Source organism: Alistipes finegoldii DSM 17242 (assembly GCF_000265365.1).
In the GTDB taxonomy this organism is placed as follows: Bacteria; Bacteroidota; Bacteroidia; order Bacteroidales; family Rikenellaceae; genus Alistipes; species Alistipes finegoldii.
On the sequence record NC_018011.1, the window covers coordinates 1,799,714 to 1,825,341 of the forward strand.

A 25,628-nucleotide genomic window follows, 5' to 3' on the forward strand; every position below is an offset into this window, starting at 1 on the left:
GTGAAAAGAAAAATAGCTTTCTCTTTTGCCCAGTTACACCTCTTGTTGAGTGCTTGTTGAATTGTATTTGTTTGAGTACCAAAGATTAGTCTGTTGTTCTCAACAATTCAACAACTCAACAAAGAATTATAAACCTAAAGAGTCTATAAATTCCTTGGTCACCGTGTAGAAACGTCCCACTCTGCTAATTGAGGAAACACGCCCCGGCTTAGTGTAGTCACATTGATAGGCAAGATAGGTCAGTGCATTGTGAGCAGGGGTAAGTCGCCAGACATCTTTCACGACCTTTCGTATCTGCCATTGCTCCACCTTTACACCGTTCATGGTCAGTAACGGTATTAAGTCTTGAGGGATGAACGACAGCTTGTCAACGTGTTGCGTTTCCATAATGTCACGTATCAGCTCTACCATATCCAACTCCGTATGGTTGCGGTTGCACTGGATAATGCGGTCAAGAGCCTCTGTCCTGATAAGGGTAGGATGAAACCACATACGCCCCTCTTTGTTGGTGGAGAGTGTGCGGTGCTGGAGATAATAGAGGAATGCAGGTATCTGTTCCTTTAGCTTTTGCAGGAAATTGGTATCATCGCTTTCAAGTGGTCGGATTTTACGCACCCAATAGCGGTTTTCTCCCGGGTCAATGATAACAGGGTAAAGTTCGTTGTTGGAACATAGTACGAACTTGGCAAAGAAGTTTACCTCCTGTCTGTCTTTACCCTTGGCCTCTACCTTGTAGGTTTGGGCTGTGCTTAGGTTCTTCAATCGCTCTGAATCTTCTCTACGACTCAACAGCACCTCGTCCACAACGATGAGTAGCTTGCCAGCCCAGTCAGCATTGAACTGGCTCCTGAAATCCTCGTTTGTATTAAAGGTGGCATTGTCCTGAAAGATACTTTTCAGAAAGTTCAGGAAAGTGGTCTTTCCTGTGTTTCGTTCCTCTGACACCAATAACAGGATGGGGAGTTTCTGAGTCGGCTGCATATAAAGCAACTGCATATAGTCCAACCCCAGTTCGTATTGCTCCTCAAAGATGTGGTGTAGCAATTTTTCAATATCTGAGAAATTCCCTTCTGCCGGAACATGGTCAATTGGTTCATACAGATTATAGAAACCTGCAACATCCTTTTGATAGTCTGTGTGACTTGGCACTGTGCAAAAACCATTATATTTATCAATAGTAGGGATATTGTGCTTACCATAATCTTGTCGGATAGTGCCAAAGCTCCATTGCAATCTGCGGGTAGTCATCGTTCCATCTGCCAAAGGCTGCTGCACTACCTTATATAGTAGTGCCTACTCGAATGTATTGTTCTTCCATAATGCTTGCTTTTAGATTAAACATTTGGATTAACGCTATTAGCAGTTTGTACTTTAGCTTTCAGAAGTGAGGAGATTTCCTTCTTCGAGTAAAGATTACGTCCTCCCAATTTGTGAACTATAATTCTTCCCTCCTTCTGCATACGCCACAAGGTGGTATAGGTTATGTGGAGTCGTTCACATACCTGATCGCGAGTAAAATACTCGTCACTCTCTTCTGGTGTCAAATCGGCCTGTGGCTTTTTCCCAACTAATTCTTCCACCAATTCAGAAACAACCTGTTTCAGGTCATCCTTCTGTAACATTATAAAATTGCCTTGCATATCATGTTGTTTTAATAATTACGCTGCGAAATTACGATGGAATAAAATGAAAGCACCTCGGTAAAAATCATGACGATTTCTGCCGAGGTGCTTTTAACGGAACAGCGTTTCTTTTTAACAAATCAAGCCTTTATGATGCAATCAATATACATCAGGGGAAAGTAAGGTGCGCAGTCTTATGCTTATCAACTTTGCCTGTTCTTTTCCTGTTTGAACAGTCTTTTCTGATAAACTCAAATTATAGTCGTTGCCACGTTCACTGACAATGGCATTATAAAGGGCTTCTCCCCAATCAAAGCCAGACTTAAATCCAAGGGATGGGAATTTTTCCAAGATGGCTGTATGGAAAGTACGATAGTTATAGGTATCATTAAGCAAGCTTCCATTGGTCAGCGCAGCAAAAATATAAGCAAGAATAGAATCCGTATCATTCGTTTCCATCCATTCGGTGAGTATTTTTTCTATCTCGTTGGTAAGAAATTCTGCATGAGGTTGTATAAGCATTTCTTCAAGCAGGACACAGACTTGCTTACGTCCACGTCTGCCTTTACTCTCTTGTAATGCAGAATTAGCTACATCTTTGACTACACGATTGTTTGCTGCTTTCCATGTTCCTTTAGTGTAAGTCGCTTTATCCATACTGGTAAGCATCAAAGAGCGCATAATTTGTTCGCCAAAGTTTTTCTGCCAAAAAGAAGTCTTCTCTCCCATCATTGTTTTAGTTACTAAATCAGCGGACTTCACGAAACCATTATCAAATATCATCCAATAGAACACACTGAACAAGAAAGGATTATTGTGCTGCAATTTATCTTTTGTTTCCTCTTTGTTAAATGTAGAGGCAAACAATTCAGTCAGTTTTTCGTGTGCCTGCTGACTAACATTAGAAAATTGAGCTTTGTTGTAGCTCTCAGTTCCTGGGCATAGGCTTAACAATAATTCGGAGATACCTTTTATACCATCAAGTGACAGCAGTTCTATCAAGTAGGAAAAACCTTTGAAGGCGAAGCTCATGTCACCCTCGTATGCTTTTGTGAAGAGATTTGTGAACTCTTGATATTCTTTCGGGTGTTCGTAATGCCAACGGCGCAAACGCAATAGATTCAGTTCTCGGTCTGATGCCTCTTGAGTTTCCTGCTCTTTATCCTGCAAGTGGAATTTAACCACATCTTTGATATATTGCGCATCCGTAGATTGCTCAAATTTAGTCATGGCACTCTCTATTTCCTTAAACCCATTATCCAATTCCAAATAGCAATGCATACAACAAGCAGCCATATCACCTTCTTCTGCGGCTTTAGAGAAGGTGTTTATTATGTTCTCAACAGGCATATTCTTTGCTGCCATTGCCTCTAAAAGCATATTTTGAAGCGAGTAAGTTTCATCGCATTCTGCCACATTGGTTCCATCTTGTGATAGAATGTCCAATGTGGAATGAATCTTGCTTTTGAACTCTGCATAGATTTCTTGGTTCGCCTCAAACCATTCCTTCATCTTATTGCCCATAAGTGTTATTTTAGCTAATAGGGTTAATCTTTAAGACAAGCCAACGGAATGACTTTCACGCCATCCTGACGAGTGTATGCCATGCTTCCACCAGTCATCACTATCAGCAAATCTGGTTCCCGAATGGGCATCTGTTTCTCTGTTGTGTTATGTTCCTGTATAAGCCTTTTGAGTTCAAGCAGATGCTTGGCTCCATCGTCAATCTCACGACTGCCAAGTTTGCACTCTATCAAGGCATACCGTCCATCTTCCAGATGCAGCACTATATCCGCTTCCAAATCATATCGGTCATGATAATAAGACACGTGACTGTTTAAGTCTATAGTATATGCCTTTAAGTCACGAATACACATCTGTTCAAAGATAAAACCAAACGTCTTGAGCTGCATGCTCAACGCTTCAGGAGACAACCCCAAAAGAGCAATCGGAATGGAAGGGTCGCAGAAACATCGTTTCACGCCACTTCTAATAGCGGTTTTACTTCTAATTGCAGGACACCATGCACTTATGTTCTGGATAACAAATAGCTTTTCCAAAGCTGCAACATAATCATCAAATGTGTCCACGTGGCAACTTACTTCGCCAGATGAGGTCACATCATCCAAAAGCGACTTCTTCTTGACCAGAGTAGAAACATTTCTGGCATACGCCCGAAGTATCATACTGGTCAGTCTGGCATCTCTTTTCTTGCCATCAATGCTGGAAATGTCGTTAGAGCAAATTGTTTGAACATAGTTCTTTGCTACGAGTAGTTGAGCCTTTGGGGTACGAGCCAACAAAGAAGCTGGCCATCCGCCTCGGGAGGCTGCAAAGATTAATTCCTCAACGGTCATCTTAGACATCTTGCCGTCAATATCATAATCTGGATTGTTGAAAAGTTCTTTCAACGAAACTTCACCTGTAGATTCTTGTGATTCCCACAAACTCATAGGCAGCATACGCAGTCTGGCAATACGACCAACTCCAGAATGGTGTATTTGGGATTTGTCAACGGCATTGGAACCTGTAAGTATAAATTGTCCGGGGATTTGACGATCATCAACAACAGTTCGTACTGCATCCCACAACATTGGAGCATCTTGCCACTCATCAATAAGGCGAGGCGTAGCTCCATTTAACAGAATGGACGGCTTAGTTTTAGCGGTGACCAAATACTCCTCACGCAAACTAGGATCTTGCATTCTCAAAATGCTGTTTGCAAGTTGAGACGCAGTTGTAGTTTTGCCACACCATTTTGGTCCTTCTATCAATACAGCCCCAAATGCATCCAGCAAGTCTTGCAACAGGGCATCGGCAGTTCTTTTATAATAACTCATATAATATGCTTTTTCAATTGCAAAGATACACATTTTCTGCGAAATGCATGGCCAATTCGTGTTTTTTGTGGCATTTCAATCCACTTTTTTGCGGTGTTTTATTCGGTATTTTTGTGGCATTTCAATCCACTTTTTTGCGGTATTTCACTTGGCATTCTTGCGGTGAGCAACTATAATTAGTCTGATAAGTTAGCCATCAACTCCGTCCGTTCCTCCTCGCTCAAGCCTTTCAGCATCTCAAGCAGGGCTTTCTTATCTACCACAGGAGTACTTTCTTTCGACTTCTCATTGAGTAGATAATGGTTATACTCCAGCATCTTTGCAAGCGGATAAGCACCGATATAATTGGAAGTAATGTCACCGCCGCCACTATGCCCCATGCTGTCGCTTATATATTTATAAGGTACGACACCAGAGTTATTGAGGTTGGTAGCGAAGCTGTGCCTTGCCCAAGTGGGTGATGGCACCTGTTCCATATCCAATAGTTTGGCAACTTTTGCCATGTGCTCACGTATATATCTGTTGTAGCGTTGGATAACCCATATCTCTTGTTCTGGTGTGATTAACTCACTCATGATGGGGAATACCCTTCGCCCAAGTTTTGGGACATTGCCATACCGGTTGAGTATCTCTTGAATCTCTGGAGTAACAGGAAATATCACTTCGCTGGCACTCTCGTTCCGTTCACGGGTTTTGTGGCGAAGAAAACGAAGCTGTTTGCCATGAGTGGCATAGTATAGTTCATCATAAGTCAGTCGGAGTGTATCTGCAAGGTTCTGCCCATTGCCCAGATACATAAAAAGGAATAGTCCAAGGTCGCGAAATATGGCATACTTCTCTCTGCCGAGGAACAGTTCGTTTCCATCTTTGTCTTTTGCCTCGTCAGCTTTCCAAAAGTCATAGAGCTTCCGCATGGTAGCCACGTCAAGAAACTCATGTTTACGGCTCTGCGCTTTGTTGTAGCCCGTGTCCTTAAACATTTCTTTGGTATCACCTTTCATCAGTCCGTTAGCGATACACATATTGATAATGGTTCTTAGACTACGGAGTGCGATAGCAATAGTGGTGGTGCTCAATTCATTCTTCTTCATGTTTTTTACCCACTTCAAGATAAAGTCACGGTTAATATCTGCAAACGATACATCCGTTCCCAAATCTTTCACAAAGCGATTGCGTACATCCTTACTACAACGAGCGGAACCCACCTTACCTTCATTGGTCTTAGATTGAATGTACGAATCCCAAACAGTGATGATGGTGCTATCATCGTCTTTCTTGCCTTGGAACCTATCTTGCAACTTGCGAAGAGAGAAATTGTTTTCTGAAATCAGTTGATTAGCCATCTGCTCCACTCTGTCCATCAGATTCTTCATATCGTTACGCTCCGCTAATTGGATGCGCCGACCGCTTTTCTCATAATCGCAAAGAACCAACCATTCTTCCATAGTGTATGATTTTCCTAAGCGCAGGAAAATCTTTTGTCCACCATGACACACACGCACAGCTACTGGAAGCGGTTGCGAATAGTCGCCCGCTTTTCGTATGTCAAGAGTCAGCGAACCATACACATTGCCATTCGCAGCCGTAAATTTCGCAAGGCATTTTTCTCCTCTTGCATTGGATTTTCCGTTCTTCTTTGCCATTTCGGTGACCTTATTCGTTTTTTCAATCTCCATAATGCACTTATTTATAGTTAATATTCTGCTCGTTTTGGTGACCTTCAGGTGACCTTTTCGCACGAAAACCACTGCAAATATACGCATTTCCCTGCAAACAACAAAACGTGTTAGATGCTGATTATCAGTACAATTACACTTTATGCAATCCTATGAAATAATCCACAAAAAGACTCTTGATCTGATTGTCGTCGTTGCGGTATTGGCCGCCGTAATTGGTGGCGTCCCAGTTGCCCTGCATCTGTTGCGTCAGCGGGCTCATGTATCGGTTGCAAATCGAGCCGATGTCCATACTGCCCCATTGCCTGAGTTCGATGCCGGTGAGCTGGAAGTTCGGATTCAGGTTGGCGGATTTGGTAGGATCGTTGTTCAGATCCTTGTCCACGCACGAACCCAGTAGCAGGAGCGATAAGATGAGCAGTATATTGATTGGTTTCATGTTGATTAGAATTTGAGGTTAATGTTGAATCCGAAACTGCGGCGCGAGGGCAGCGAGCCGTACTCGATTCCTTTTCCGTTGCCGTTGTTGTAGTTGGAGTCGGGGTCGATGTTCGGAACGTTCTTGAAGATGATCAGCGGGTTTCGGGCTACGAACGACAGGGTCAGTCCGTCCAGCGCCTTTCCGATCATCCTCCGCGGGAAGCTGTAGCTGAGCGTCATTTCGCGGATCTTGACGTAGGAGTTGTCCAGCACGAAGAACTGGGGAATGTTGTTGGAGATGAAGTTCCAGTAGCTTTCCGGGTTGCAGTAGCGGGTATTGGGCGCCCAGCTGATCGTGCCGTCGTCGTTTTTGACCTGAACTACGCCATCCACCAAATAGCCTCCCGTAGGATTCCATGCTGCCGTTTCGAGTCCGGCGGCAAGGCGTCCTTCTTCGGACTGATACCAGCCGTCCCGTCCTTTGAGCGTCTTTTTGGAGCGTCCGGAGCTGTAGGTGCCCCGCATGGTCGAGGTGTAGAGGTCCGCGCCGACTTTGATGTCGAAGATGGCGCTGAGGTTCCAGTTCTTGAACCGGACGTTGGTGTACATGCCGCCGGTGAATTTCCAGTGGGCGTTTCCCAGCGCGGTGTAGTTGTCGCTGACCGAGGGGATGCCGGTGGTCGGATCGACGATGATGTCGCCGTTTTCGTTGCGTTTGTAATCCTTGCCCATGATCGTGCCCAGCTCTTCGCCCACCACGGCCATGACGCGGACGCCCGCTGCGCCTACCCATTCGGCGTTCTCCACCTCGTACATCTGCGATTCGCCCAGCGAGTGCACCTTGTTGGAGTTGCGCGCGAAGTTGAAGCCCAGATCCCACTGCCAGTTCTTGGTCTTTACGGGAATGGTGTTGAGCTTGATCTCGATGCCTTTGTTGGTGAGCACGCCCGAATTGAGCAGGGCGGTCGAATAGCCGGTGCTGATGGAGGTGTTGACGTGGCGGATCTGGTCGCGGCTGGTCTGGCTGTAGTATGTAAAGTCGAGCACGATGCGCTTGTTCAGGAAGTAGAGCTCGGTGCCGACCTCCCACGAACGGGTCCGGGTCGGTTTGAGATCGCGGTTGGGTACGGTCGAGTTGGAGATCTGACCCGACGATACGCCGCCGACCGGATGCGGATAAAGTGCGTAGTTGAGCGACATCTGATAGGGGCTGGTGTCATTGCCGACCTCGGCCCACGAAGCGCGCACCTTGCCGAACGACAGGATTTTGGATACGCTCGACGGTAACAGTTCGGAGAAGATGAAGCTGCCCGATACCGACGGATACACGTACGTGTTGTTGATCAGCGTGGAGGTGTTGTCGGCCCTGACGGTGACGTCCAGATAGGCGAAATTCTTATACCCCAGATTGACCATGGCGTAGGCCGAGTTGATTTGTCTCTGGTAGGGCGATTCGACGATCGTCTTGTCGGAGAAACTGTTGATTTTCTTGATTTCGGGTTCGGCCATGTCCTTGCCCGTGATCGTGGTCTGGAAGTTGTCCACACGGTAGAGGTTCAATCCGGCCGTTCCGACCAGACTCATGTTTTTGCCCAAGTTGGTGCTGTAGGTGAGCACCGCGTCCGCGTTGATCGTGCGGTTGCTGTTGGTCTGGGTCTTCAGATAGCCCGATTCGTGGCTCGGCGTGGAGATCGGCGCGAAGTCCTCGAAACTGAACTCGGTGATGTCGGCGCCTCCGGAGAGCTTGAATTTCAGCTTGTCGGTGATCTTGTATGAGATGCTGGCCGAGGAGATCAGACGGTTCTTTTTGGAGGTGTTGCTCATCTCGTTGATGATCCAGTAGGGATTGACCCGGTTCACGTCGCCGTTCCAGTTGTAGTATTTTCCCTCCTCGTCCTTATAGTTGTCCCGCAGCAGGTAGAGGTCGTAAGTCGAAGGCAGCGAGGAGAGGTTCTTGCCCTCGTTGTTGCGGTCCCCTGCCAGAGCGGGACGGTTGTTCACTTTCTCGTAGACGTAGTTTACTTTTACGTCCACGTCGATCTTCCGCCCGATTTTGGTGTTGGTGCGGACCGTGAACGTGCTGCGGTTCATGCCTGAGTTCGGCACGATATCCCGGTTACGCAGATCGGAATAGGAGAGTCTGATGCCGGCATCCTTGTAAATCTTGTTGAGCGTGATGCTGTTGTTGGCCGTGACGCCGAGCCGGAAGAAATCCTCGATGCCGTGGTTGGAGATGGTGTAGGGACGCAGTACGTTGTCGAAATACCATATTTTCAGATTCTTGTCGATTTTTGGGCCCCAGCTTTTCGAGGAGTTCGAGCGGTCGTCGATCGTTCCGTAGATGCGGCCGTTGGATCCCTGTCCATATATATATTGTACGTCGTCGAAGCGTGTCAGCTGCTGCTCTACGGTCGTGGTGGAGTTGATCTCCACGCCGAGGGACTGTCCTTTGCGGGACGAGGCCTTCTTCGTGGTGATCATGATGACGCCGTTGCCGGCCTGCGAGCCGTACAGGGCCGATGCGGCGGGGCCTTTCAGTACGGAGATGTTCTCGATGTCGTCGGGGTTGATGCTCGAAATGCCGTCTCCCAAGTCATATCCGCCGTCCTTGTTCGCACTGCCGAAATTGGTGTTGTCGATGGGCATTCCGTCCACTACGTACAGCGGCTGGTTGTTTCCCGTGAGCATCGAGCTGCCTCGGATCTCCACATGGGAGGAGCCGCTGGGGCCTCCGGCGGTCTGGCTGATGATCAGGCCCGGTTCGCGTCCCGCCAGCGAGTTGATGACGTTCAGCTCCCGCACCTTTTCGAACGCTTCGCCTTTGATGTCTCCTACCGAGTATCCCAGCGATTTGCGTTCACGGGTCATGCCCAGCGCGGTGACCACGACGTCTTGGATCGTCTCGCTGGTCGTTTCGAGCTTGATGGTGAGGTTGGTCTGGGTTCCCACCTTAACCTCGGCTGTTTTGTAGCCGAGGAACTTTACTTCGAGGATCGATGCCGGGGTTACCTGAATCGTGAATTTTCCCGCAGTGGTTGTCGTTCCGGTTGTCGTTCCCTGAACGATGACGGTGGCGCCGCTCACCGGATTGTCGTTTTCGTCGGTAACCATACCGGACACAGTTCTCTTTTGGGTGTTACCCCCCCCCTGCCCATAGGCGGGACTCCCGAAAATCATTGCGCAAAATAACGGAAGCGCAGTGTAAATCAATAATAGTCGAATTTTGTTCATCGGGTTAATAATTTAAGTTGGTTTTTATAAAATGGGTTTTTCGCTCGGATTTTTTTGCCGTTAGCTAAATAAGCCTTTTTTTGGTTTAAATAGTGACTGAATATTGTATTTGTATGAAACAAAATTGCGATTTACTTAATTTTGTAAGATATTTATAGGTTTGTATAATTATGTGGCATATGGAGAGACGAAATTCGGCTTATCTTTAAAATATTAAAAATAAAGAAATAGAGAGACGACTTTATCGGTGGAAAAGATGGGCGGACGGATTCATATTTGGATGGCTTGTGTCGTGACGGCGTTCTTTGCGGTCGCAAGGGCGAATGCCGGAGCATATACGTTTAAAAGTTATCAGGTCGAAAACGGCCTTTCGCAAAACAGCGTGCTTTCCATCCTGCAGGACCGGGAGGGATTCATGTGGTTCGGTACCAAGGACGGACTCAATTGTTTCGACGGTTATTCGTTCAAGGTTTATCGCCGTCAGAGCGGCGTGGAGACCTCGCTGGGCAATAATTTCGTGTTTTCGCTCCGTGAGGATTCCCACGGCCGGTTCTGGGTGGGAACGGGCCGGGGCGTCTGGCTGTTCGACAAGGAGCGTGAGACGTTCCGCAAGTTTCGCGTCGAGGTTTCGGGCCGGGATATCCTGACCGCGCAGATCAGTGCGATCATGGAGGACGATGCTGGCGACATATGGCTGGCGACCCACGGGCAGGGGCTGTTCCGGATCGACAGGAATCTGGCGTGTACGCACCATTTCCAGACTCCGCAGATTCCGTCCAATTTCATCGGGTCCGTCGTTCAGGACAAGATGGGCGGCATTTGGGTGGGAACCGTCGGCAAGGGAATCGTGATGCTCGATCCCGCGACTTCGCGGGTCGATTCGCTGCCCGAATATGTTTCGGAGGGAATCCGGGACAAAGTGATTTCGAGCCTTTATTGCGACGACAACAACAATGTCTGGGTCGGCACGTCGAAAGAGGGGCTGCATTGTATCAACAACCGTGCGCTGCGGGTGCAGCACTACCTCGACAAATCGATTCTGAACATCCGGTCGATTACGCAGTATCTCGATGACGTAATCGTTATGGGGTCGGACAACGGGCTGGTCATGCTCGACACCTCCACCGGCGAATATCGCCTGACCAACAAGTCGCTCAACAGCAATCTGTCCGACAATTCGATCTTCTCGATTATCCGTGACCGGGAGAATTCGCTTTGGATAGGCACCTATTTCGGCGGCGTGAACTATTATTCCCCGTTGATCAATCGTTTCGAGCATTATTATTCCAGTAACGGGCATCGCAATTTCAACGGGAACATCGTCAGTCAGATCCGGCAGGACAAGAACGGGAAGATCTGGATAGGAACCGACGACAAGGGACTGAGCCTGTTCGATCCGCAGACCGGACAATTCGAGCCGAGTGCGTTGTGCGGAAAGGTCACCTACCACAACGTGCAGGCGATTCTTTGCAATGACGACTACCTGTGGGTGGGCCTTTACAACAAGGGAATCAACCGGATCGACTTGAAAACGGGCCGCGTGAAAAACTATGTCAGCCGTCCCGGAGACAGCACGGGCATCGACGACAGCAACATATTCGCCATCACACGGCTCTCCACGGGAGAGCTGCTCTTCGCCACGCCGATCGGGGTGAACGTCTATAACGCCGCAGAGGATAATTTTACGCGGATTCCGCAACTGGTCAATGTCTTTGTGAAATCCATTTTGGAGGATTATCTGGGCAATCTCTGGTTCGCCACCAACAACGAGGGAATCTGGTGCCGGACCAAGAGCGGTCAATGGTGCCGCTACGTCAACAATCCCGCGGACTCCAATTCGTTGAGTTATAATGCGGTGAATTATATCTACGAGGACCGGAAGAACCGGCTCTGGTTCTGTACGGACGGCGGCGGGGTGTGCCTGTGGAATCACCGGGACAAGACGTTCCGGACGATCGACGAAAACCGGGGGCTGCCCAACAATGTGGTCTACGCGATCGTCGACGATTTGAACGGGCATCTCTGGGTCAGCACCAACAAGGGACTCGCGGCGATCAGCGAGGAGGACTGGACCGTCAGGACCTACAACTCTTCGCAGCGGATACAGAACGTACTCTATAATTACAATGCCGTGCTCCGGGACCGGGACAATTATCTCTATTTCGGCGGCGTGAACGGCTTCGTCCGTTTCGATCCGCGGGAAATCACGCCCAACGATTTTACTCCGGCGGTCAAGATCACGGCGGTGAGCGTGCTGAACCGGGATATTCCCGTATCGGAGGGCGGGGACAAACGGTTTGTGCTCAAACGCAATCAGTCCACCTTCCGGTTCGACTTCGTGCTGTTGAGCTACGTTTCGCCGCCGGATAATCTCTATGCCTATAAACTGGAGGGCTTTGACCGGGACTGGACTACGGTGCAGGGTTATCCGCACGCCCATTACATGAATATCCCTTCGGGAAAATACAGGTTCCGGGTCCGGGCCGCCAATAGCGACGGGGTATGGAACGACCGAAGCGACGAAATAGAAATCGTTGTCAAACGTCCGTTCTTTTCTTCCGTGGCGATGCTCGTGCTCTATACGGCGTTGCTGCTGGCCGGAATCTGGTTCTGGGTCCGAAGGTTCAGGTCCCGCGTCAAGGCCCGGAGCGAGAAGAAGTTTCTGGAAGACAAGATCAACTTCTTCACCAACATCGCCCATGAGATACGCACTCCGCTGTCGCTGATTACGGCGCCGCTCGAAAATATCATCAAATCCGGTGACGGCACCGTGCAGACGAGAGACAATCTGCACGTGATCGAACGCAATTCCAACCGCCTGCTCGAACTTGTCAATCAACTGCTCGATTTTAGAAAGATCGAGGAGGAGATGTTTATCCTCAACCGGGAGAGGACGGATATCAACGGTATTGTCCGCAAGGTGTACGCGCAGTATGAGTACGAGGCGCGGGCCAAGAACATAGACCTGCGGATCGAGCTTCCCGGAGAGGAGGTCGGGTGTCTTGTCGATGCGGAGGCGATTTTCAAGGTGATCAGCAACCTGATGTCGAACGCCATGAAGTTTACCCGCGACACGATCTGGCTGGAGTTGTGCCGGGACGAGGGTACGGCGGTGGTCCGGGTGCGCGACAACGGGGCCGGACTCGATGACCGGGATGCCGGCAGGATATTCGATCCCTTCGTGCAGGGCAGCAACAATACGCTGAGTGCCGGTTCCGGAATCGGACTCGCGCTTGCGCAGGCGCTGGCAAGGAAAAACAAGGGCGAAATCGAACTTGACCGCAGCTGCGGTCAAGGCGCCGTGTTCGTACTGACGCTTCCGCTGGCCGAAGCCGCTGCGGACGAATCTTTGGCCAAGCATGCGACTCATTCGTTCGGAGGCGCCGCCGAGGACAATCGCCAGCGGATTCTGGTCGTCGAGGACAACGATGAGCTGCGGGAATTCATATGCCGCAGCCTGAGCGATCAGTATACGATTGCCAGCGCCGTTGACGGAATGCAGGCGCTCAAGGTTTTGGATAACGAAGGGGTGGTGGACCTCGTTATCTCGGATGTCATGATGCCCCGGATCGATGGATTGGAATTGTGCAAAAGGATCAAGAACGATCCGGCCTATTCGCACATTCCGGTCATTCTCCTCTCCGCAAAGGTAGACCAGTCGGTTAAGATCAAGGGGTTCGAACAGGGCGCCGACGTGTACATCGAGAAGCCGTTCTCGATGGACCAGCTCAAGGCTCAGATAGGCAGTGCGATCGAGAACCGGATGAGGTTGAGGGACAATTTTGTCCGTTCGCCGCTGCAATACCTCCGGGAGAACCACGGCGGCTGCGACATCCAGTTCCTCAACAAACTGAACGATACGATTCTCTCCAACCTGACCAATACCGAATTCTCGATAAACGGGCTGGCTGAACTTTTTTGCATGAGCCGGTCCAGCCTGCATAAGAAGATCAAGGCGCTGACGGGGCTGACTCCCAACGACTACATCAAGCTGATCCGGTTGAACAAGGCGGCGGAGCTGCTTTCTTCGGGGAGCTACAAGGTGAACGAGGTGTGCTATCTGGTCGGGTTCAACACTCCGTCGTATTTTGCGAAGTGTTTTTATAAACAGTTCAACAAGCTGCCCAGTTCGCAGCTCGACTGATTGTGCGGGCAGTTTGACCGCCGTTCTTTGTATTGTGCAATAACGTTGTATATGTGGCGCAGATATTGGTAGGCGCGGATCGCCGTGCCGGTTATATTTGCACGGCCGTCTGTATGATGGCGAGTGTACTAACCTAAATGATCTGTAGATTTATGAAAAGAATTGCATTAGCGGCGTTTTTGTTTGTGACGCTTGTTCTTTCTGCCGCAGAGCCGGCTCCTACGCTCAGGCGCAATACGGTGGACGAGGTGATCGCCGCCATGACGCCTGAGGAGAAGGTGCTCATGGTGATCGGCAACAAAAACAACGACCGGCGCAGGTATATCGGCGAAGGTTCCACTTGGTATTGCGCAAGGCTCGGTCTGATGCCGACCGTCATGTGCGACGGTCCTGCCGGAGTGCGCATGAAACCCTTCCGGGACGGCGACTCTACCAAAGCCTATTACAGCACCGCTTTCCCCACAGCCACCGCGCTGGCCGCTACGTGGAATACCGAATTGGTGGAGACGGTCGGTGACGCGATGGGTAACGAAACGCTTGAATACGGTGCCGACGTGCTTCTGGCCCCTGCGATGAATATTCAGCGCGATCCGCTGTGCGGACGGAATTTCGAGTACTATTCCGAAGATCCGCTTCTGTCGGGGAAAATGGGCGCCGCGATGGTGCGCGGGATTCAGTCGCAGGGCGTCGGGACTTCGGTCAAGCATTTCGCGGCGAACAATCAGGAGAGCAACCGCAAGGGTGTCAATGCCGTGATCAGTCAGCGGGCGCTTCGGGAGATTTACCTGCGCGGCTTCGAGATCGCGATCAGGGAGGCTGCGCCGTGGACCGTCATGTCGTCCTATAATCGGCTTAACGGGGTGTACGCCTCCCAGAACCGCGACCTGCTGACCACGGTGCTGCGGGACGAATGGGGCTTCGACGGAATGGTGATGACCGACTGGTTCGCCGGCGACGACGGGGTGGCTCAGATGAAGGCGGGCAACGATATCATCATGGGCGGCTTCCCTCACGGTCATTACAAATACCATCAGCCCGAAATTCTCAGCGCGCTTTCCGACAAGACGCTCGATGAGGAGGTTCTTGACCGGAATATCCGCCGGATACTCGGCTTCGTCAAGAAAACGCCCTCTTATAGGGAATACGCCTGCTCCCTGAAGCCCGATCTTGCGCGGCATGCACAGGTCGCTCAGCGTGCTGCGGACGAGGCGATGGTGCTGCTGAAAAACGACCGGAATACGCTCCCGGTCAGAAAACCGAATCGGGTTGCGCTTTTCGGCAAGACGTCCTATGATTTCATAGCCGGAGGCACGGGCAGCGGCGAGGTGCATTACGGTCATGCGGTATCCCTCAAAGAGGGGCTGTCGAACGTCGGGTTCCGGATTTCGTCCGCCGCGGACCGTTTCTACACCCGGTTCGTCGATTCGGTGTTTGCTGCCGGCGGGCACAAGAAATATGCGGTAACCCGCTCTCAGGAACCTCGGATCGACAAGGCTCTCGTCGAAGCGGAGGCGAAGGTTACGGACTTGGGAGTCGTGACTCTCGGCCGGTTGTCCGGAGAGGGCGTGGACCGTAAGGAAGAGGGTTATTTCACCCTGACCGACAATGAAAAGGAACTGCTCGGAGCCGTGTGTTCGGCCTATCATGCACTCGGAAAAAAAGTGGTTGTCGTACTCAATATCGGAGGGGTGATCGAAACGGCTTCGTGGAAAGAGCTGCCCGACGCGATCCTGCTCTCGTGGCAGACGGGTCAGCAGGGCGGCGCTGCCGTTGCCGAGCTGCTTCGGGGAACCGTCAATCCTTCCGGAAAGCTGCCCGTGAGCTATCCCGTTTCATATGCCGACGTTCCGTCGTCGAAATCGTTTCCGGGAATTCCCGCCGACCTGCCGGTCAACTCCTACTATAACGAGGGTGTGTATATCGGCTACCGCTATTACACGACGTATGATGTCCCTGTGTCCTATCCGTTCGGTTACGGGCTTTCTTACACTCGGTTCGAATATTCCGACCTGACGCTGAGCAGCGATTCGTTTCCGGGACGGATCGATGTCTCGGTAAAGATCTCCAACACGGGCAAAGTCGCCGGAAAAGAGGTCGTTCAGCTTTATCTGACGGCACCGGCGGTCTTGCAGGACAAGCCGGAGCGGGAATTGAAAGGTTTTGCCAAAACCCGGCTTCTTGCGCCCGGTGAGAGTCAGGTGCTTACCTTTACGCTCGATCCCCGTTCGCTTTGCTCCTTCCGCAGCGGCATCAGCAGCTGGGTGGCCGAGGCCGGGCGTTACGAGGTGAAGATCGGCGCTTCGTCGCAGGATATCCGTCAGCGAGCCTCCTTTACGCTCGGAAAGGAGCTGGTCGTCGAGAAACTGCACGATGTCCTCGCCCCCAATGTGCCGATTAAGGATATGGGGACGACCTCGGCAAAAGTCCTTGGAACGGATCAGCCTTTCGACCACTACCATGAACTGGATTATAAATTCAACTGGCACTGGTAACTTTCCGTTCCCGTTCGTTCGGGGACGGCTCTGCGCCCGAATTGTTCCGCCCCGTCTCCGCACTTTCTTCCTGAAAAGCAAAACCGCGTTAGAATCGTTTCTAACGCGGTTTTTAGTGCCCAGGACAAGACTCGAACTTGCACGAACTAAACGTTCACTACCCCCTCAAAGTAGCGTGTCTACCAATTTCACCACCTGGGCCTTACCTCCGAATTTCGGATTTCGGGTGTGCAAATATAGGGTATAAATTTTAATCCGCCAAATTTTCAGGACGGTTAATGGCAATTTTTGTGCTTCTTCGGTTCTCTTATTCGGAAACGGGGCCGTTTCTCCGCCCTGCGGCGGCAAGGCGGGCCGGCCGGCCGACCTGCGGTACGACGTGCATCGAATCCTCCGGCGGCGCCCCGGAACTACTCCCCGTGCTGCGGGGAGAGGACGAGCATGCCTGCGGGTCTTCGCGCGTCTTCCGGCAGCGAGACACCCGCTATCGGCGCGATGCCTGCGGCGCTCCGGCCCGGAGCGGGCGTGTAGGTGCGGCCCGTAATCAGGCTCAGGGCCTTGGCGAGCATCGGCTCCTCAGGTCCGAAATCCACCAGTCTGTTGTTCCAGTCGGCGACCGCATAATCGACCGCGAGTCCGGCCGGATTCACCGTCTCCTTTTTGGCGTTGTAGCCTTCGAACGTGATCGGGGCCAGTTCGTACGAATAGTCGCCGTCGTCGAACTTGTCGATCTCCATGCCCACGTTCTTGCCGTTGGTCTTCTCGCCGATCAGCGTCACGCTGATGTCGATTCCCCTCAACCCGTTGATGACCGCTTCGCTCGACGACGCCGTGCTGCCTGTCGTCAGCACATAGATGTTCTGCAGGCCGAGGGCGTACTGCTTGAGGTCCGCCCCGTAGTAGTCGCCGTAGCTGAAATTCTCGTAAAAGAGCGCTTTCTCCCGATCGTACGTATTGCCCGTCTGCTTCTGGGTTTTCGCCGGATCGGCCATGCGGCTGTCGTTGTAGCGGTAATACTGGAAAACCTTGCCGTCGCATTTTTCGCCTGCGATGCACGTCGCCAGCATCTTTGCCGAAATCACGTGTCCGCCGCCGTTGTAGCGCAGGTCGAGTACCAGATCGGTGATTCCCGCGTCGCGGAACTTCCGGAGGGAATCCAGCAGGTCGTCGTCATATGCCGCGTCGAACCCGTTGTAGACCATGTAGCCGATCTTGTGCTCACCCTCCTCGATGACCTCCGCGCGGAGCACCGGGTTCGGGTAGAGCCGTTCCGCCGTGAGGGTGGTCTCTTCACCCGTCTCCCGGACTTTGAAGAGGACCGACGCGGCTCCCGAAGGGCTTGTCAGCCGCTTGTATACGGGGGTGTATTCGCTCTCCGAATCGGCGATCTCGGCGCCGTCTATCTCCGAGAAGATCGTGCCCCGTCTGAATCCCGCCCTGTCTGCCGGGGAGCCGGGATATACCGCCATCACGTAAAACCCGGCCTTCCCCGTGTTGGAGAACCGGACCACCCCCAGCCGGGCGAATCCGAACCCGTATTCCGTCTCCTTGCGGACGCCGTGATTGACGCCGCGCGTTTTCGGCCCCGTGGCCGCGCGGCTCCGGGCTTTGCGGGTGATGTAGGAGTAGAGTTTGTAATAATTCTGTCCCGTGCCGTTCGTATACCTCTTTTTGTCGAGGGTGTTGGAGGTCATCCCCAGCAGGGTCCTCGTCAGGAAGTTGTCATTGTCGGCGGCGTATTCGATCGTCAGGTCGCGGGTCATCTGCCCATACTCGCTGTTCCATAGATAGCGTTCAGCCAGATAGCTGTCTATCTTGTCGTTGTACGACTCCGTGGTTCCCGTGCCGCCGTTCCCGGCCGTATCTTTGGCGCAGGAACCCGCCGCCAGCGCCGAAAGGAGCGCCGCGGCCCATGCGCAGTGAATTATTCTCATCTGTCGAATTTTTTATCCGCTAAAGGTAGCGATATTTTTCTATTTCCTCTTGCCGAAGTCCATTTCGCCGAACAAATAGCCCGCCCCGCCGATGCGGTCGATCACGAACAGCACGTAACGGATATCCACGGCTATGTTGCGGCAGATCGTCTCGTCGAAGGCCACGTCGCTCATCGTCGAACGCCATGTGCGGTCGAAGTTCACGCCGACCAGCTCGCCCCGTGCGTTGAGGATCGGCGATCCGGAGTTGCCGCCCGTGGTGTGGTTCGTGGCGAGGAAGCAGACGGGCACCGTCGTGCGGCCGTCGATTTGCGTGGCCCAGCGTCCGTACTCCTTCGAGGCGTGGATGTCGCGCAGCGCCTGCGGAATGTCGTAGTCGTAGATTTCGGGGTTGTCCTTGGCGATGATGCCGTCGATCGTGGTCCGGGGCTTGTGATACTCGCCGTCGGCGTATTCGTACCCCGCCACGTGTCCGTAAGCCACGCGCAGGGTCAGGTTGGCGTCGGGGAAGAACGCCCGCCCGGCATCCCACTCGCGCAGTCCCTTGATGTAGGCGGTGTAGAGTTCGTTGAGCCGTGCGCTGTTGAGGTTGCGCAGCGAGCGGGTGCCCAGCAGCCATTCGATATGGTCCTGCATCCGCTTGGCGCCTCTGGCCAGCGTATTGACCGCCGTGGTGTCGGAGCCTTCCCATACGCCGCTGAAAATCCGTTCGGCGAAGGCTTCGGGCGATCCTGCGGCTGCTGCGCCCGCGAGGAACTCCGGCGCCTGATACTGGACTGGACAGCGGCGCGCGTACTCGCCGAAGAGGTATCTGTAAAGGGCGCGCTCGGTCGCTTCGCGCTGTGCGAAGACCGCTTCGGCCCGCTCCGCGGCGGTGTAGCGCTTGGGCAGGGCGTCGAGCGTCTCGCGGGTGATCTCGCGTGCGAAGTAGGCGTCCGCGATGCGGGCGTATTCGGCCTTCAGGTCGGCCACGACGCTGCGGTATTCGGGTTTGTCCTGCGCCCACGCCGCGAAGTCCTCTTCGTAGGCGCGCTTCGAAGCCACCGTGCCCAGCCGGTTGATGCCCAGCACTTCGCCCTGCCATTTCTTCCATGCGTTGGCGATCGAGGCGTGCTTGGCGGCGTAGTGGATGCGCAGCGCCGGATCGCTCTGCTGCGCCGCCGAGATGATGTCGAGACGGCCCGTGCGGACGGCGATTTTCGCCGGGTCCGAACGCTCGGCGATGTAGGCCACGGCGTCCGAGAGAATGTACTCCTGCGTGTTGCCGGGGAAGCCGTAAATCATCGTGAAGTCGCCCTCTCCGACCCCCGCGGTCGAGATTTTGAAATGCCGCTTGGGTTTGTAGGGCACGTTGTCGGGCGAATAGGCCGCGGGTTTGTTGTCCCTGCCGGCATAGATGCGGAACAGCGAGAAGTCGCCCGTGTGGCGGGGCCAGATCCAGTTGTCGGTGTCGCCGCCGAACTTGCCGATCGACGAGGGCGGGGCGGCCACCAGACGCACGTCGTCGAACTGCTCGTAGACGAACAGGAACTGCTGGTTGCCGTAATACATCTGCTCCACGGCGGCCTTGTAGCCCTTGCCTTCGGCCTCGGCTCTGCGGACGATCTCCTCCTGCGTCTGGCCTGCGGCCAGCCGGTCGGTCACCTCCTCCATGCGGACGAGGAATTTCACGTTGAGCTTCTCGTTGGGCAGCTCTTGGGCGCGCGACATGGCCCAGAATCCGTGGGTCAGGTAGTCGTGCTCGACGCTCGAATGCGACTGTATGGCGTCGTAACCGCAGTGGTGGTTGGTCAGCAGCAGTCCTTCGGCCGAGATCAGCTCGCCCGTGCAGCCGCCGTCGAACAGCACCACGGCGTCTTTCATCGAAGCCTTGTTGATCGAATAGATGTCTTCGGCCGTGAGCCGGAAACCTTTTGCGCGCATGTCGTCGATGCGCTGCGAAATCAGGCTCGGGAGCCACATGCCCTCGTCGGCCGAGGCCGCGAGTGCGAAAAGCGAACAGATGAGGGTAAGCAGTGTGCGTTTCATTATTGCAGAAATTTTTCCAATTCGACGTAAACTTTCTGGATCGGCAGTCCCATGACGTTGTAGAACGAACCGTTGATCTTCTCGATGGCGGCGTAGCCGATCCACTCCTGAATGCCGTAGGACCCCGCCTTGTCGTAGGGTGCGAAGGTGTCGAGGTAGTAGCCGATCTCCTCCTCCGAGAGGGGCCGGAACCAGACGCCGCTTTCGGCCGAGAAGGTGTGCATGCGGCCGGCGGTGCGCAGCGTCACGCCCGAAACGACCGTGTGTCGGCGTCCCGAAAGGCGGCGGAGCATCTGCGCGGCCTGCCCGCGGTCGCAGGGCTTGCCCAGCACCTCGCCGTCGGAGATCACCACCGTGTCGGCCGTCAGCAGGATGTCGCCGGGGCCGAGCGGCGCGGGGTATGCCTCGCTTTTGAGCCGCGAGAGGAACAGCGGAACCTCTCCGGCGGGCAGGGAGTCGGGGTAAATCTCCTCGCACTCGTATTTCGGGGCCGGTTCGTAGGGCAGGCCGCAGCCCGTCATCAGCTCCCTCCGCCGCGGCGACTGCGATGCCAGCAGCAGGCGGTAAGGTGCGAGTTTGTCTTTCAGCAGCATGGTCTTGTTTTTAGGGTCTTTATTATTTAATGTTATATGCGGTTTTTGCCGTATCGCCTCCCGGCCGCCGCCTTTGGCGGCGTTTGCAAATCCGGTCCGCCCCGGAAGGGCCTCCTGCCGCCGTGCGGCGAAACCGGCGATGCGGAGCGTCGGAGCGAAGGGCGCATAATCGTCTTTTTATCGGTGCGGAGTCTGTCTCCGCGCCGTCAGCGTATGTCGAAATTCAGCAGTTCGCGCCCTTCGAGCACGGCCCGCAGGTTGTCGCCGGGGCTGACCGGTCCCACTCCGGCCGGCGTGCCGGTGTAGATCAAATCGCCCATGCGCAGGGTCATGTACCGCGATACGGCGGCGATGATGCGGTCCACCGTAAAGAGCATCTGCCGCGTGTCGCCCGTCTGGCGGGTCTGGCCGTTCACCTCCAGCGTGAAGTGCAGCTTCTGCACGTCGCCGTCCAGCTCCTGCAAAGATACGAATTCCGGCGAAATCGCCGCTGAGCGGTCGAACGCCTTGCTGCGCTCCCACGGCAGACCTTCGGCGGCGGCCTGCCGCTGCAGGTCGCGGGCCGTGAAGTCGATGCCCAGCCCCACCTCCTTGTAATAACGGTGTGCGAAACGCTCGGCGATGCTCTTTCCCACGCGGTCGATGCGCACCACCAGCTCGCACTCGTAATGCACCTCCTGCGAAAAGGCGGGAATGTAGAACGGGTCGTTGTTGCGCAGCAGCGCCGTGTCGGGTTTCAGGAACCAGATCGGCTCCGGGGAACACTCCCCGCAGCCCGGCCGGTTCCGTTCCGGCAGAGTCTCCGCTCCGCCCCCGGCTTGCCGAGACCGTTCGGCCGGGTCTTCCGCCCCGCCCCTTATCAGGTGGTTCAGCTCCTCGGCGTGCGCGGCGTAATTGCGTCCTATGCAGATGATTTTCATGGTTTTCCGTTACTGTTTGTTGTGATCGTACCGCTGCGCCCGGACCAGCATCCAGACGACGTAGACCGGAAGGTAAATTACATAGACGACCGGCAGGGCATCCTGCTGGCCTGTCAGGTTCAGGACTACTGCAAGTAAAACCCATAACGCCCCGATAATCACCAGATGCCGCCGCATGAACGACGACAGCCCTGCGATATCGACGTTTTTCTTCTTCTCCGCAGGCATGGTGTTGTAGCCCGCAATCAGCATCGGAAACCGCTTGACCAGCAGTCCGACGACGATCAGGAATACGCCGGTGAGGATGTGTATGAAAATTTCGTCCATAACTTCAGGTTATTGTGCTTCGGTCGCATGCAGCTCTGCGACCATCCGGGCGGCGAATCGGTCGCTGGCGCCGGGACCTCCGATAACTTTGCGTAATTCGTCGAAGTCGGAGAGCATCTTTTCGCGCTTGGAGCCGCCTTCGACGACGGCCCGCAGTTCGCGCTCGGCGCGCGTGATGTCGAGCCCCGACTGGATGATCTCCGCAACCGCCTCGCGGCCGAGGTTGAGGTTCACGAGCGACACCCAAGGCACGTTCAATACGTAAGGCTGTAGTTTAACCTGAAACCATAACGTTCTGTAAACCACCACTTCGGGAATGCCGAGCAGCGCCGTTTCGAGCGTCGCCGTACCGGAGGTCACCACGGCGGCTTCGGCCGCGGCGAGCGTTTCGTAGGTCTGGTCGCAGACGTAGCGGATGTCGCTGCCGGCCATGTACTGTTCGTAAAGCGCCCTGTCCAGCCACGACACGCCCGCGACGACGAACTGGTGGCCGGGGAACTTCTTCGAAAGGTCGGCCATCAGCGGCAGGTTGTCGCGGATCTCGCCCCGGCGGCTGCCGGCCAAGAGGGCGACGATCGGCCGCCCGTCCAATCCGTTGCGGCGGCGGAATTCGTCGGGCGAGGGGAGCGCGGCGCGTTTCGCCTCGATGGCGTCCACGAGCGGGTTGCCCTCGAAAATCGGTTCGATGCCGTGCCGGGGGAAGTAGCTGCGTTCGAAGGGGAAGATGATGAAGAGCCGGTCCACGTATTTGCGGATCGCCTTCACCCTCCATTCGCGCCACGCCCAGACCTTGGGGGCGATGTAGTAGAAGGTGCGGATGCCGTGCTCCTTGGCCCAGCGGGCCATCTTCATGTTGAAGCCGGGGTAGTCCACCAGAATCAGCACGTCGGGGGCGAACGCCGCCACGTCGGCCTGACATTCGAGCATCTGCCGTTTGATCGTCCGCAGGTTTTTGAGTACCTGCACGATGCCGAAAAACGAGGTTTCGCGGTAGTGCTTCGCCAGATTCGCCGCGCCGCCCACGGCGGCCATGCGGTCGCCGCCCCAGAAGCGGAACTGCGCTTCGGGATCGGCCTTGCGAAGCCCTTCGATCAGGTTTGCGCCGTGCAGGTCGCCCGAAGGCTCGCCGGCGATGAGGTAGTATTTCATGCCTTTGCGGTTTGTTGCGGTTACTCTTCGTTCAGCAGGTCGGGGCGGAGCTGCCGGGTGCGCTGGTAGGACTGTTCCTCCTGCCAGCGGGCGATCTGGGCGAAGTTGCCCGAAAGCAGGACGTCGGGGACCCGCCAGCCGCGGAATTCGGCGGGGCGGGTGTAGACCGGAGGCGCCAGCAGGTTGTCCTGAAAGCTGTCCGTGAGGGCCGAGGCTTCGTCGCCGATGGCGCCCGGAATGATGCGCACGACCGAATCGGCGATGATGCAGGCCGCCAGCTCGCCGCCCGTCAGCACGTAGTCGCCGATCGAGATTTCGCGCGTGACGAGGTGTTCGCGGATGCGGTGGTCGATGCCCTTGTAGTGGCCGCAGAGGATGATGATGTTGTCGAGCGTCGAAAGCCGGTTGGCTTCGTGCTGGTCGTAGCGGACGCCGTCGGGCGAGGTGTAGATGATCTCGTCGTAATGCCGCTCGGACTGGAGTTTCTCGATCAGTTCGAAGACCGGTTCGCACTTGAGGACCATGCCCGCTTCGCCGCCGAAGGGGTAGTCGTCGGTGGTCTTGCGGCGGTCGTGGGCGTAGTCGTGGAGGTTATGGACGACGATCTGGACCAGACCCTTCTCCTGCGCGCGGTGCAGGATGGATTCGTTGAGCGGGGAGGTCAGCAGTTCGGGGACGACTGTCAGGATGTCGATGCGCATGTTTCTGAATTGAAAAATTGAAATTACTGCGGACGGAAGATGATGTCCTTGGCGCTTGCGGCGGTCAGGGGGATTTCCCGTCCGTGTTCGAGGGTGAAAGCCTTGTAGCCCAGCGCCGTGAAGAGTTCGACGATGCGGGGGCGGTTGCCGCCGCCCGTCTCGACGAGCACCGTGGGGCGGAAGCGTTCGAGCAGCGGGCGCAGCTCGGTCAGCACCACGACTTCGTAGCCTTCGATGTCGCATTTGACGAAGTCGAGGCGTTCGAGTCCGGCGAAGAGTTCGCTGCCCCGGCGCATCTGGGCCGAGAACTGCGCGGCGGCGACCGCGCCGCTGTCGTTGACGAAGTTCTGTCCCGTGCCGAAGTAGCCCGTTTCGCGCGCCGAGTCGTTGGCCATCGTGATCGGTTTGTTCTCGGTGCCCAGCGCGTAGGGGAGTATCTCGACGTTGCGGCAGCGGCGGAGGTTGCGGCGCAGGACGGCGAGGATCGGGGGAACCGGCTCCACGGCGTAGACCCTGCCCGCCGGGCCGGTCAGCCGGGAGAGCGTGCGGGCGTAGTAGCCGAGGTTGGCGCCGATGTCGACGGCCGTGTCGCCCGCGCGGACGAGCTGCGGCAGGTGGTAGACGTATTCGGTGGCGGGGGCGTAACGCCCGATGCCGAGCCGCTGCCAGAAAAAGAACAGGCGGCTCACGGCGCGCAGGTAGCCTTCGAGCGGCAGGGTTCGGTAGAGGATTTTATGGATCAGTGTCTTCACGTTTCCGGAGGTTTGCGGAGCGGATTTTCCCGGACGGCATCCGCTGCGGTGTCGAGGCGGAGCCTCAGTTCTTGTAGTTCACTTCTTGGTTGAGGACCTCGACGACGAAGGGGTTGTAGAGCATTTCGTGGCCGATGGTCGATTCGGGGCCGTGGCCGGGGTAGACGCGGACCTCTTCGCCCAGCGGGATCAGGGAGTCGAGGATCGAGCGCATGATCCACGAATAGTCGCCGCCCGGCAGGTCGGTGCGGCCGATCGACTCGCGGAAGAGCGTGTCGCCCGTGAAGAGCGATTTGGATTCGGGGTCGAACAGCGCCACATGGCCGGGGGTGTGGCCGGGGGTATGGATCACGCGCATGACGGTATGGCCGAAGCGGATTTCGGGCGTCGTGTCGAGGTCGAGGTCCGCCGCGGGCATCTCGCCGACGGGAACGCCGAAGATGCTGCCGCTGGTCGAGGCGTTGTCCAGCAGGAACTGGTCCTTGGACGAGAGCGCGAAGGGGATGCCGTAGCGTTTCTTGAGGTGCGCCACGCCCAGCGTATGGTCGAAATGGCCGTGGGTGTTGACCGCCAGAACGGGTTTGAGTCCGTGCTGGGCGATGAAGTTGTCGAGTGCGGCGTCTTCGCGCGGATTGCTGTTGCCGGCGTCGATGACGACGGCTTCGGAGGTGTCGTCCCAGACGACGTAGGTGTTTTCCTGTATCGGGTTGAATTGCAGGCAGGCTATTTTCATAATTCGGTCGTTTTTCGGAATCGTAATGTATTTGTGCAAAGACTGTGCAGACCGGACGGGCCGGGC

General features: G+C 54.7%; 17 protein-coding genes, 1 tRNA gene and 1 pseudogene. 2 read left to right on the forward strand and 17 right to left on the reverse strand.

What is annotated here, in order from left to right; genetic code table 11:
• Nucleotides 1-126 precede the first annotated feature (126 nt).
• The 7 genes and pseudogenes from ALFI_RS07840 to ALFI_RS07870 all read right to left on the reverse strand — a co-directional run bounded on the left by ALFI_RS07840 (nucleotide 127) and on the right by ALFI_RS07870 (nucleotide 9,789).
• Nucleotides 127-1,321 (reverse strand): annotated as a pseudogene (locus ALFI_RS07840) (primase-helicase family protein).
• A gap of 13 nt (nucleotides 1,322-1,334) precedes the next feature.
• Nucleotides 1,335-1,640, reverse strand: coding sequence for a helix-turn-helix transcriptional regulator (locus ALFI_RS07845; RefSeq protein WP_004291644.1), 306 nt, complete (start codon nucleotides 1,638-1,640; stop codon nucleotides 1,335-1,337).
• A 141-nt stretch (nucleotides 1,641-1,781) separates the two neighbouring features.
• Nucleotides 1,782-3,146, reverse strand: coding sequence for a DUF6043 family protein (locus tag ALFI_RS07850; protein WP_014775430.1), 1,365 nt, complete (start codon nucleotides 3,144-3,146; stop codon nucleotides 1,782-1,784).
• 23 nt (nucleotides 3,147-3,169) lie between these two features.
• Entirely contained in the window at nucleotides 3,170-4,462 is a 1,293-nt protein-coding gene (locus ALFI_RS07855) for an ATP-binding protein (protein WP_014775431.1), read from the reverse strand.
• Nucleotides 4,463-4,638: 176 nt separating this feature from the next.
• The gene (locus ALFI_RS07860; protein ID WP_014775432.1) at nucleotides 4,639-6,138 is read right to left on the reverse strand and encodes a tyrosine-type recombinase/integrase; all 1,500 of its coding nucleotides are present in this window, start codon (nucleotides 6,136-6,138) and stop codon (nucleotides 4,639-4,641) included.
• Nucleotides 6,139-6,271: 133 nt separating this feature from the next.
• Entirely contained in the window at nucleotides 6,272-6,577 is a 306-nt protein-coding gene (locus ALFI_RS07865; RefSeq protein WP_042493431.1) for a hypothetical protein, read from the reverse strand.
• A 5-nt stretch (nucleotides 6,578-6,582) separates the two neighbouring features.
• A complete protein-coding gene (locus tag ALFI_RS07870; RefSeq protein WP_014775433.1) occupies nucleotides 6,583-9,789 on the reverse strand; it encodes a SusC/RagA family TonB-linked outer membrane protein in 3,207 nt (1,068 codons plus the stop codon).
• 256 nt (nucleotides 9,790-10,045) lie between these two features.
• Here ALFI_RS07870 and ALFI_RS07875 point away from each other — a divergent pair, with 256 nt between their 5' ends.
• Both ALFI_RS07875 and ALFI_RS07880 read left to right on the forward strand, forming a co-directional pair.
• Complete coding sequence (locus tag ALFI_RS07875; protein ID WP_014775434.1) at nucleotides 10,046-13,933, forward strand: hybrid sensor histidine kinase/response regulator transcription factor; 3,888 nt, start codon at nucleotides 10,046-10,048, stop codon at nucleotides 13,931-13,933.
• A 152-nt stretch (nucleotides 13,934-14,085) separates the two neighbouring features.
• A complete protein-coding gene (locus tag ALFI_RS07880; protein ID WP_014775435.1) occupies nucleotides 14,086-16,425 on the forward strand; it encodes a glycoside hydrolase family 3 N-terminal domain-containing protein in 2,340 nt (779 codons plus the stop codon).
• Between the two features lie 116 nt (nucleotides 16,426-16,541).
• Here ALFI_RS07880 and ALFI_RS07885 read toward each other — a convergent pair.
• The 10 genes from ALFI_RS07885 to ALFI_RS07930 all read right to left on the reverse strand — a co-directional run bounded on the left by ALFI_RS07885 (nucleotide 16,542) and on the right by ALFI_RS07930 (nucleotide 25,562).
• Nucleotides 16,542-16,626: transfer RNA gene (locus ALFI_RS07885), tRNA-Leu, on the reverse strand.
• A gap of 209 nt (nucleotides 16,627-16,835) precedes the next feature.
• Complete coding sequence (locus ALFI_RS07890; RefSeq protein WP_014775436.1) at nucleotides 16,836-18,359, reverse strand: S41 family peptidase; 1,524 nt, start codon at nucleotides 18,357-18,359, stop codon at nucleotides 16,836-16,838.
• Between the two features lie 39 nt (nucleotides 18,360-18,398).
• The gene (locus tag ALFI_RS07895; protein WP_014775437.1) at nucleotides 18,399-20,387 is read right to left on the reverse strand and encodes a S46 family peptidase; all 1,989 of its coding nucleotides are present in this window, start codon (nucleotides 20,385-20,387) and stop codon (nucleotides 18,399-18,401) included.
• A complete protein-coding gene (locus tag ALFI_RS07900) occupies nucleotides 20,387-20,980 on the reverse strand; it encodes a Maf family nucleotide pyrophosphatase (RefSeq protein WP_014775438.1) in 594 nt (197 codons plus the stop codon). Before ALFI_RS07900 ends, ALFI_RS07895 begins: the two co-directional genes overlap by 1 nt.
• A 206-nt stretch (nucleotides 20,981-21,186) precedes the next feature.
• Nucleotides 21,187-21,900: a fumarylacetoacetate hydrolase family protein gene (locus ALFI_RS07905; protein ID WP_014775439.1), complete on the reverse strand. Its 714-nt coding sequence runs from the start codon at nucleotides 21,898-21,900 to the stop codon at nucleotides 21,187-21,189.
• A 9-nt stretch (nucleotides 21,901-21,909) separates the two neighbouring features.
• Complete coding sequence (locus ALFI_RS07910) at nucleotides 21,910-22,227, reverse strand: DUF3784 domain-containing protein (protein ID WP_009597592.1); 318 nt, start codon at nucleotides 22,225-22,227, stop codon at nucleotides 21,910-21,912.
• Between the two features lie 9 nt (nucleotides 22,228-22,236).
• Nucleotides 22,237-23,376: a lipid-A-disaccharide synthase gene (lpxB, locus tag ALFI_RS07915; protein ID WP_014775440.1), complete on the reverse strand. Its 1,140-nt coding sequence runs from the start codon at nucleotides 23,374-23,376 to the stop codon at nucleotides 22,237-22,239.
• Nucleotides 23,377-23,396: 20 nt separating this feature from the next.
• A complete protein-coding gene (gene trmD, locus ALFI_RS07920) occupies nucleotides 23,397-24,077 on the reverse strand; it encodes a tRNA (guanosine(37)-N1)-methyltransferase TrmD (protein ID WP_009597642.1) in 681 nt (226 codons plus the stop codon).
• Between the two features lie 23 nt (nucleotides 24,078-24,100).
• Nucleotides 24,101-24,829, reverse strand: a complete 729-nt coding sequence (locus ALFI_RS07925) for an FkbM family methyltransferase (RefSeq protein ID WP_014775441.1) — start codon at nucleotides 24,827-24,829, stop codon at nucleotides 24,101-24,103.
• Nucleotides 24,830-24,893: 64 nt separating this feature from the next.
• Nucleotides 24,894-25,562 (reverse strand): MBL fold metallo-hydrolase, encoded by a 669-nt coding sequence (locus ALFI_RS07930; protein ID WP_014775442.1) that lies wholly within the window; start codon nucleotides 25,560-25,562, stop codon nucleotides 24,894-24,896.
• Nucleotides 25,563-25,628 lie beyond the last annotated feature (66 nt).

Excerpts from the sequence above, each read along its gene's own strand:
- ALFI_RS07845 (WP_004291644.1), bottom strand. The coding sequence starts at position 1,640 with ATGCAAGGCAATTTTATAATGTTACAGAAGGATGACCTGAAACAGGTT.
- ALFI_RS07850 (WP_014775430.1), bottom strand. The coding sequence starts at position 3,146 with ATGGGCAATAAGATGAAGGAATGGTTTGAGGCGAACCAAGAAATCTAT.
- ALFI_RS07855 (WP_014775431.1), bottom strand. The coding sequence starts at position 4,462 with ATGAGTTATTATAAAAGAACTGCCGATGCCCTGTTGCAAGACTTGCTG.
- ALFI_RS07860 (WP_014775432.1), bottom strand. The coding sequence starts at position 6,138 with ATGGAGATTGAAAAAACGAATAAGGTCACCGAAATGGCAAAGAAGAAC.
- ALFI_RS07865 (WP_042493431.1), bottom strand. The coding sequence starts at position 6,577 with ATGAAACCAATCAATATACTGCTCATCTTATCGCTCCTGCTACTGGGT.
- ALFI_RS07870 (WP_014775433.1), bottom strand. The coding sequence starts at position 9,789 with ATGAACAAAATTCGACTATTATTGATTTACACTGCGCTTCCGTTATTT.
- ALFI_RS07875 (WP_014775434.1), top strand. The coding sequence starts at position 10,046 with ATGGGCGGACGGATTCATATTTGGATGGCTTGTGTCGTGACGGCGTTC.
- ALFI_RS07880 (WP_014775435.1), top strand. The coding sequence starts at position 14,086 with ATGAAAAGAATTGCATTAGCGGCGTTTTTGTTTGTGACGCTTGTTCTT.
- ALFI_RS07890 (WP_014775436.1), bottom strand. The coding sequence starts at position 18,359 with ATGAGAATAATTCACTGCGCATGGGCCGCGGCGCTCCTTTCGGCGCTG.
- ALFI_RS07895 (WP_014775437.1), bottom strand. The coding sequence starts at position 20,387 with ATGAAACGCACACTGCTTACCCTCATCTGTTCGCTTTTCGCACTCGCG.
- ALFI_RS07900 (WP_014775438.1), bottom strand. The coding sequence starts at position 20,980 with ATGCTGCTGAAAGACAAACTCGCACCTTACCGCCTGCTGCTGGCATCG.
- ALFI_RS07905 (WP_014775439.1), bottom strand. The coding sequence starts at position 21,900 with ATGAAAATCATCTGCATAGGACGCAATTACGCCGCGCACGCCGAGGAG.
- ALFI_RS07910 (WP_009597592.1), bottom strand. The coding sequence starts at position 22,227 with ATGGACGAAATTTTCATACACATCCTCACCGGCGTATTCCTGATCGTC.
- lpxB (WP_014775440.1), bottom strand. The coding sequence starts at position 23,376 with ATGAAATACTACCTCATCGCCGGCGAGCCTTCGGGCGACCTGCACGGC.
- trmD (WP_009597642.1), bottom strand. The coding sequence starts at position 24,077 with ATGCGCATCGACATCCTGACAGTCGTCCCCGAACTGCTGACCTCCCCG.
- ALFI_RS07930 (WP_014775442.1), bottom strand. The coding sequence starts at position 25,562 with ATGAAAATAGCCTGCCTGCAATTCAACCCGATACAGGAAAACACCTAC.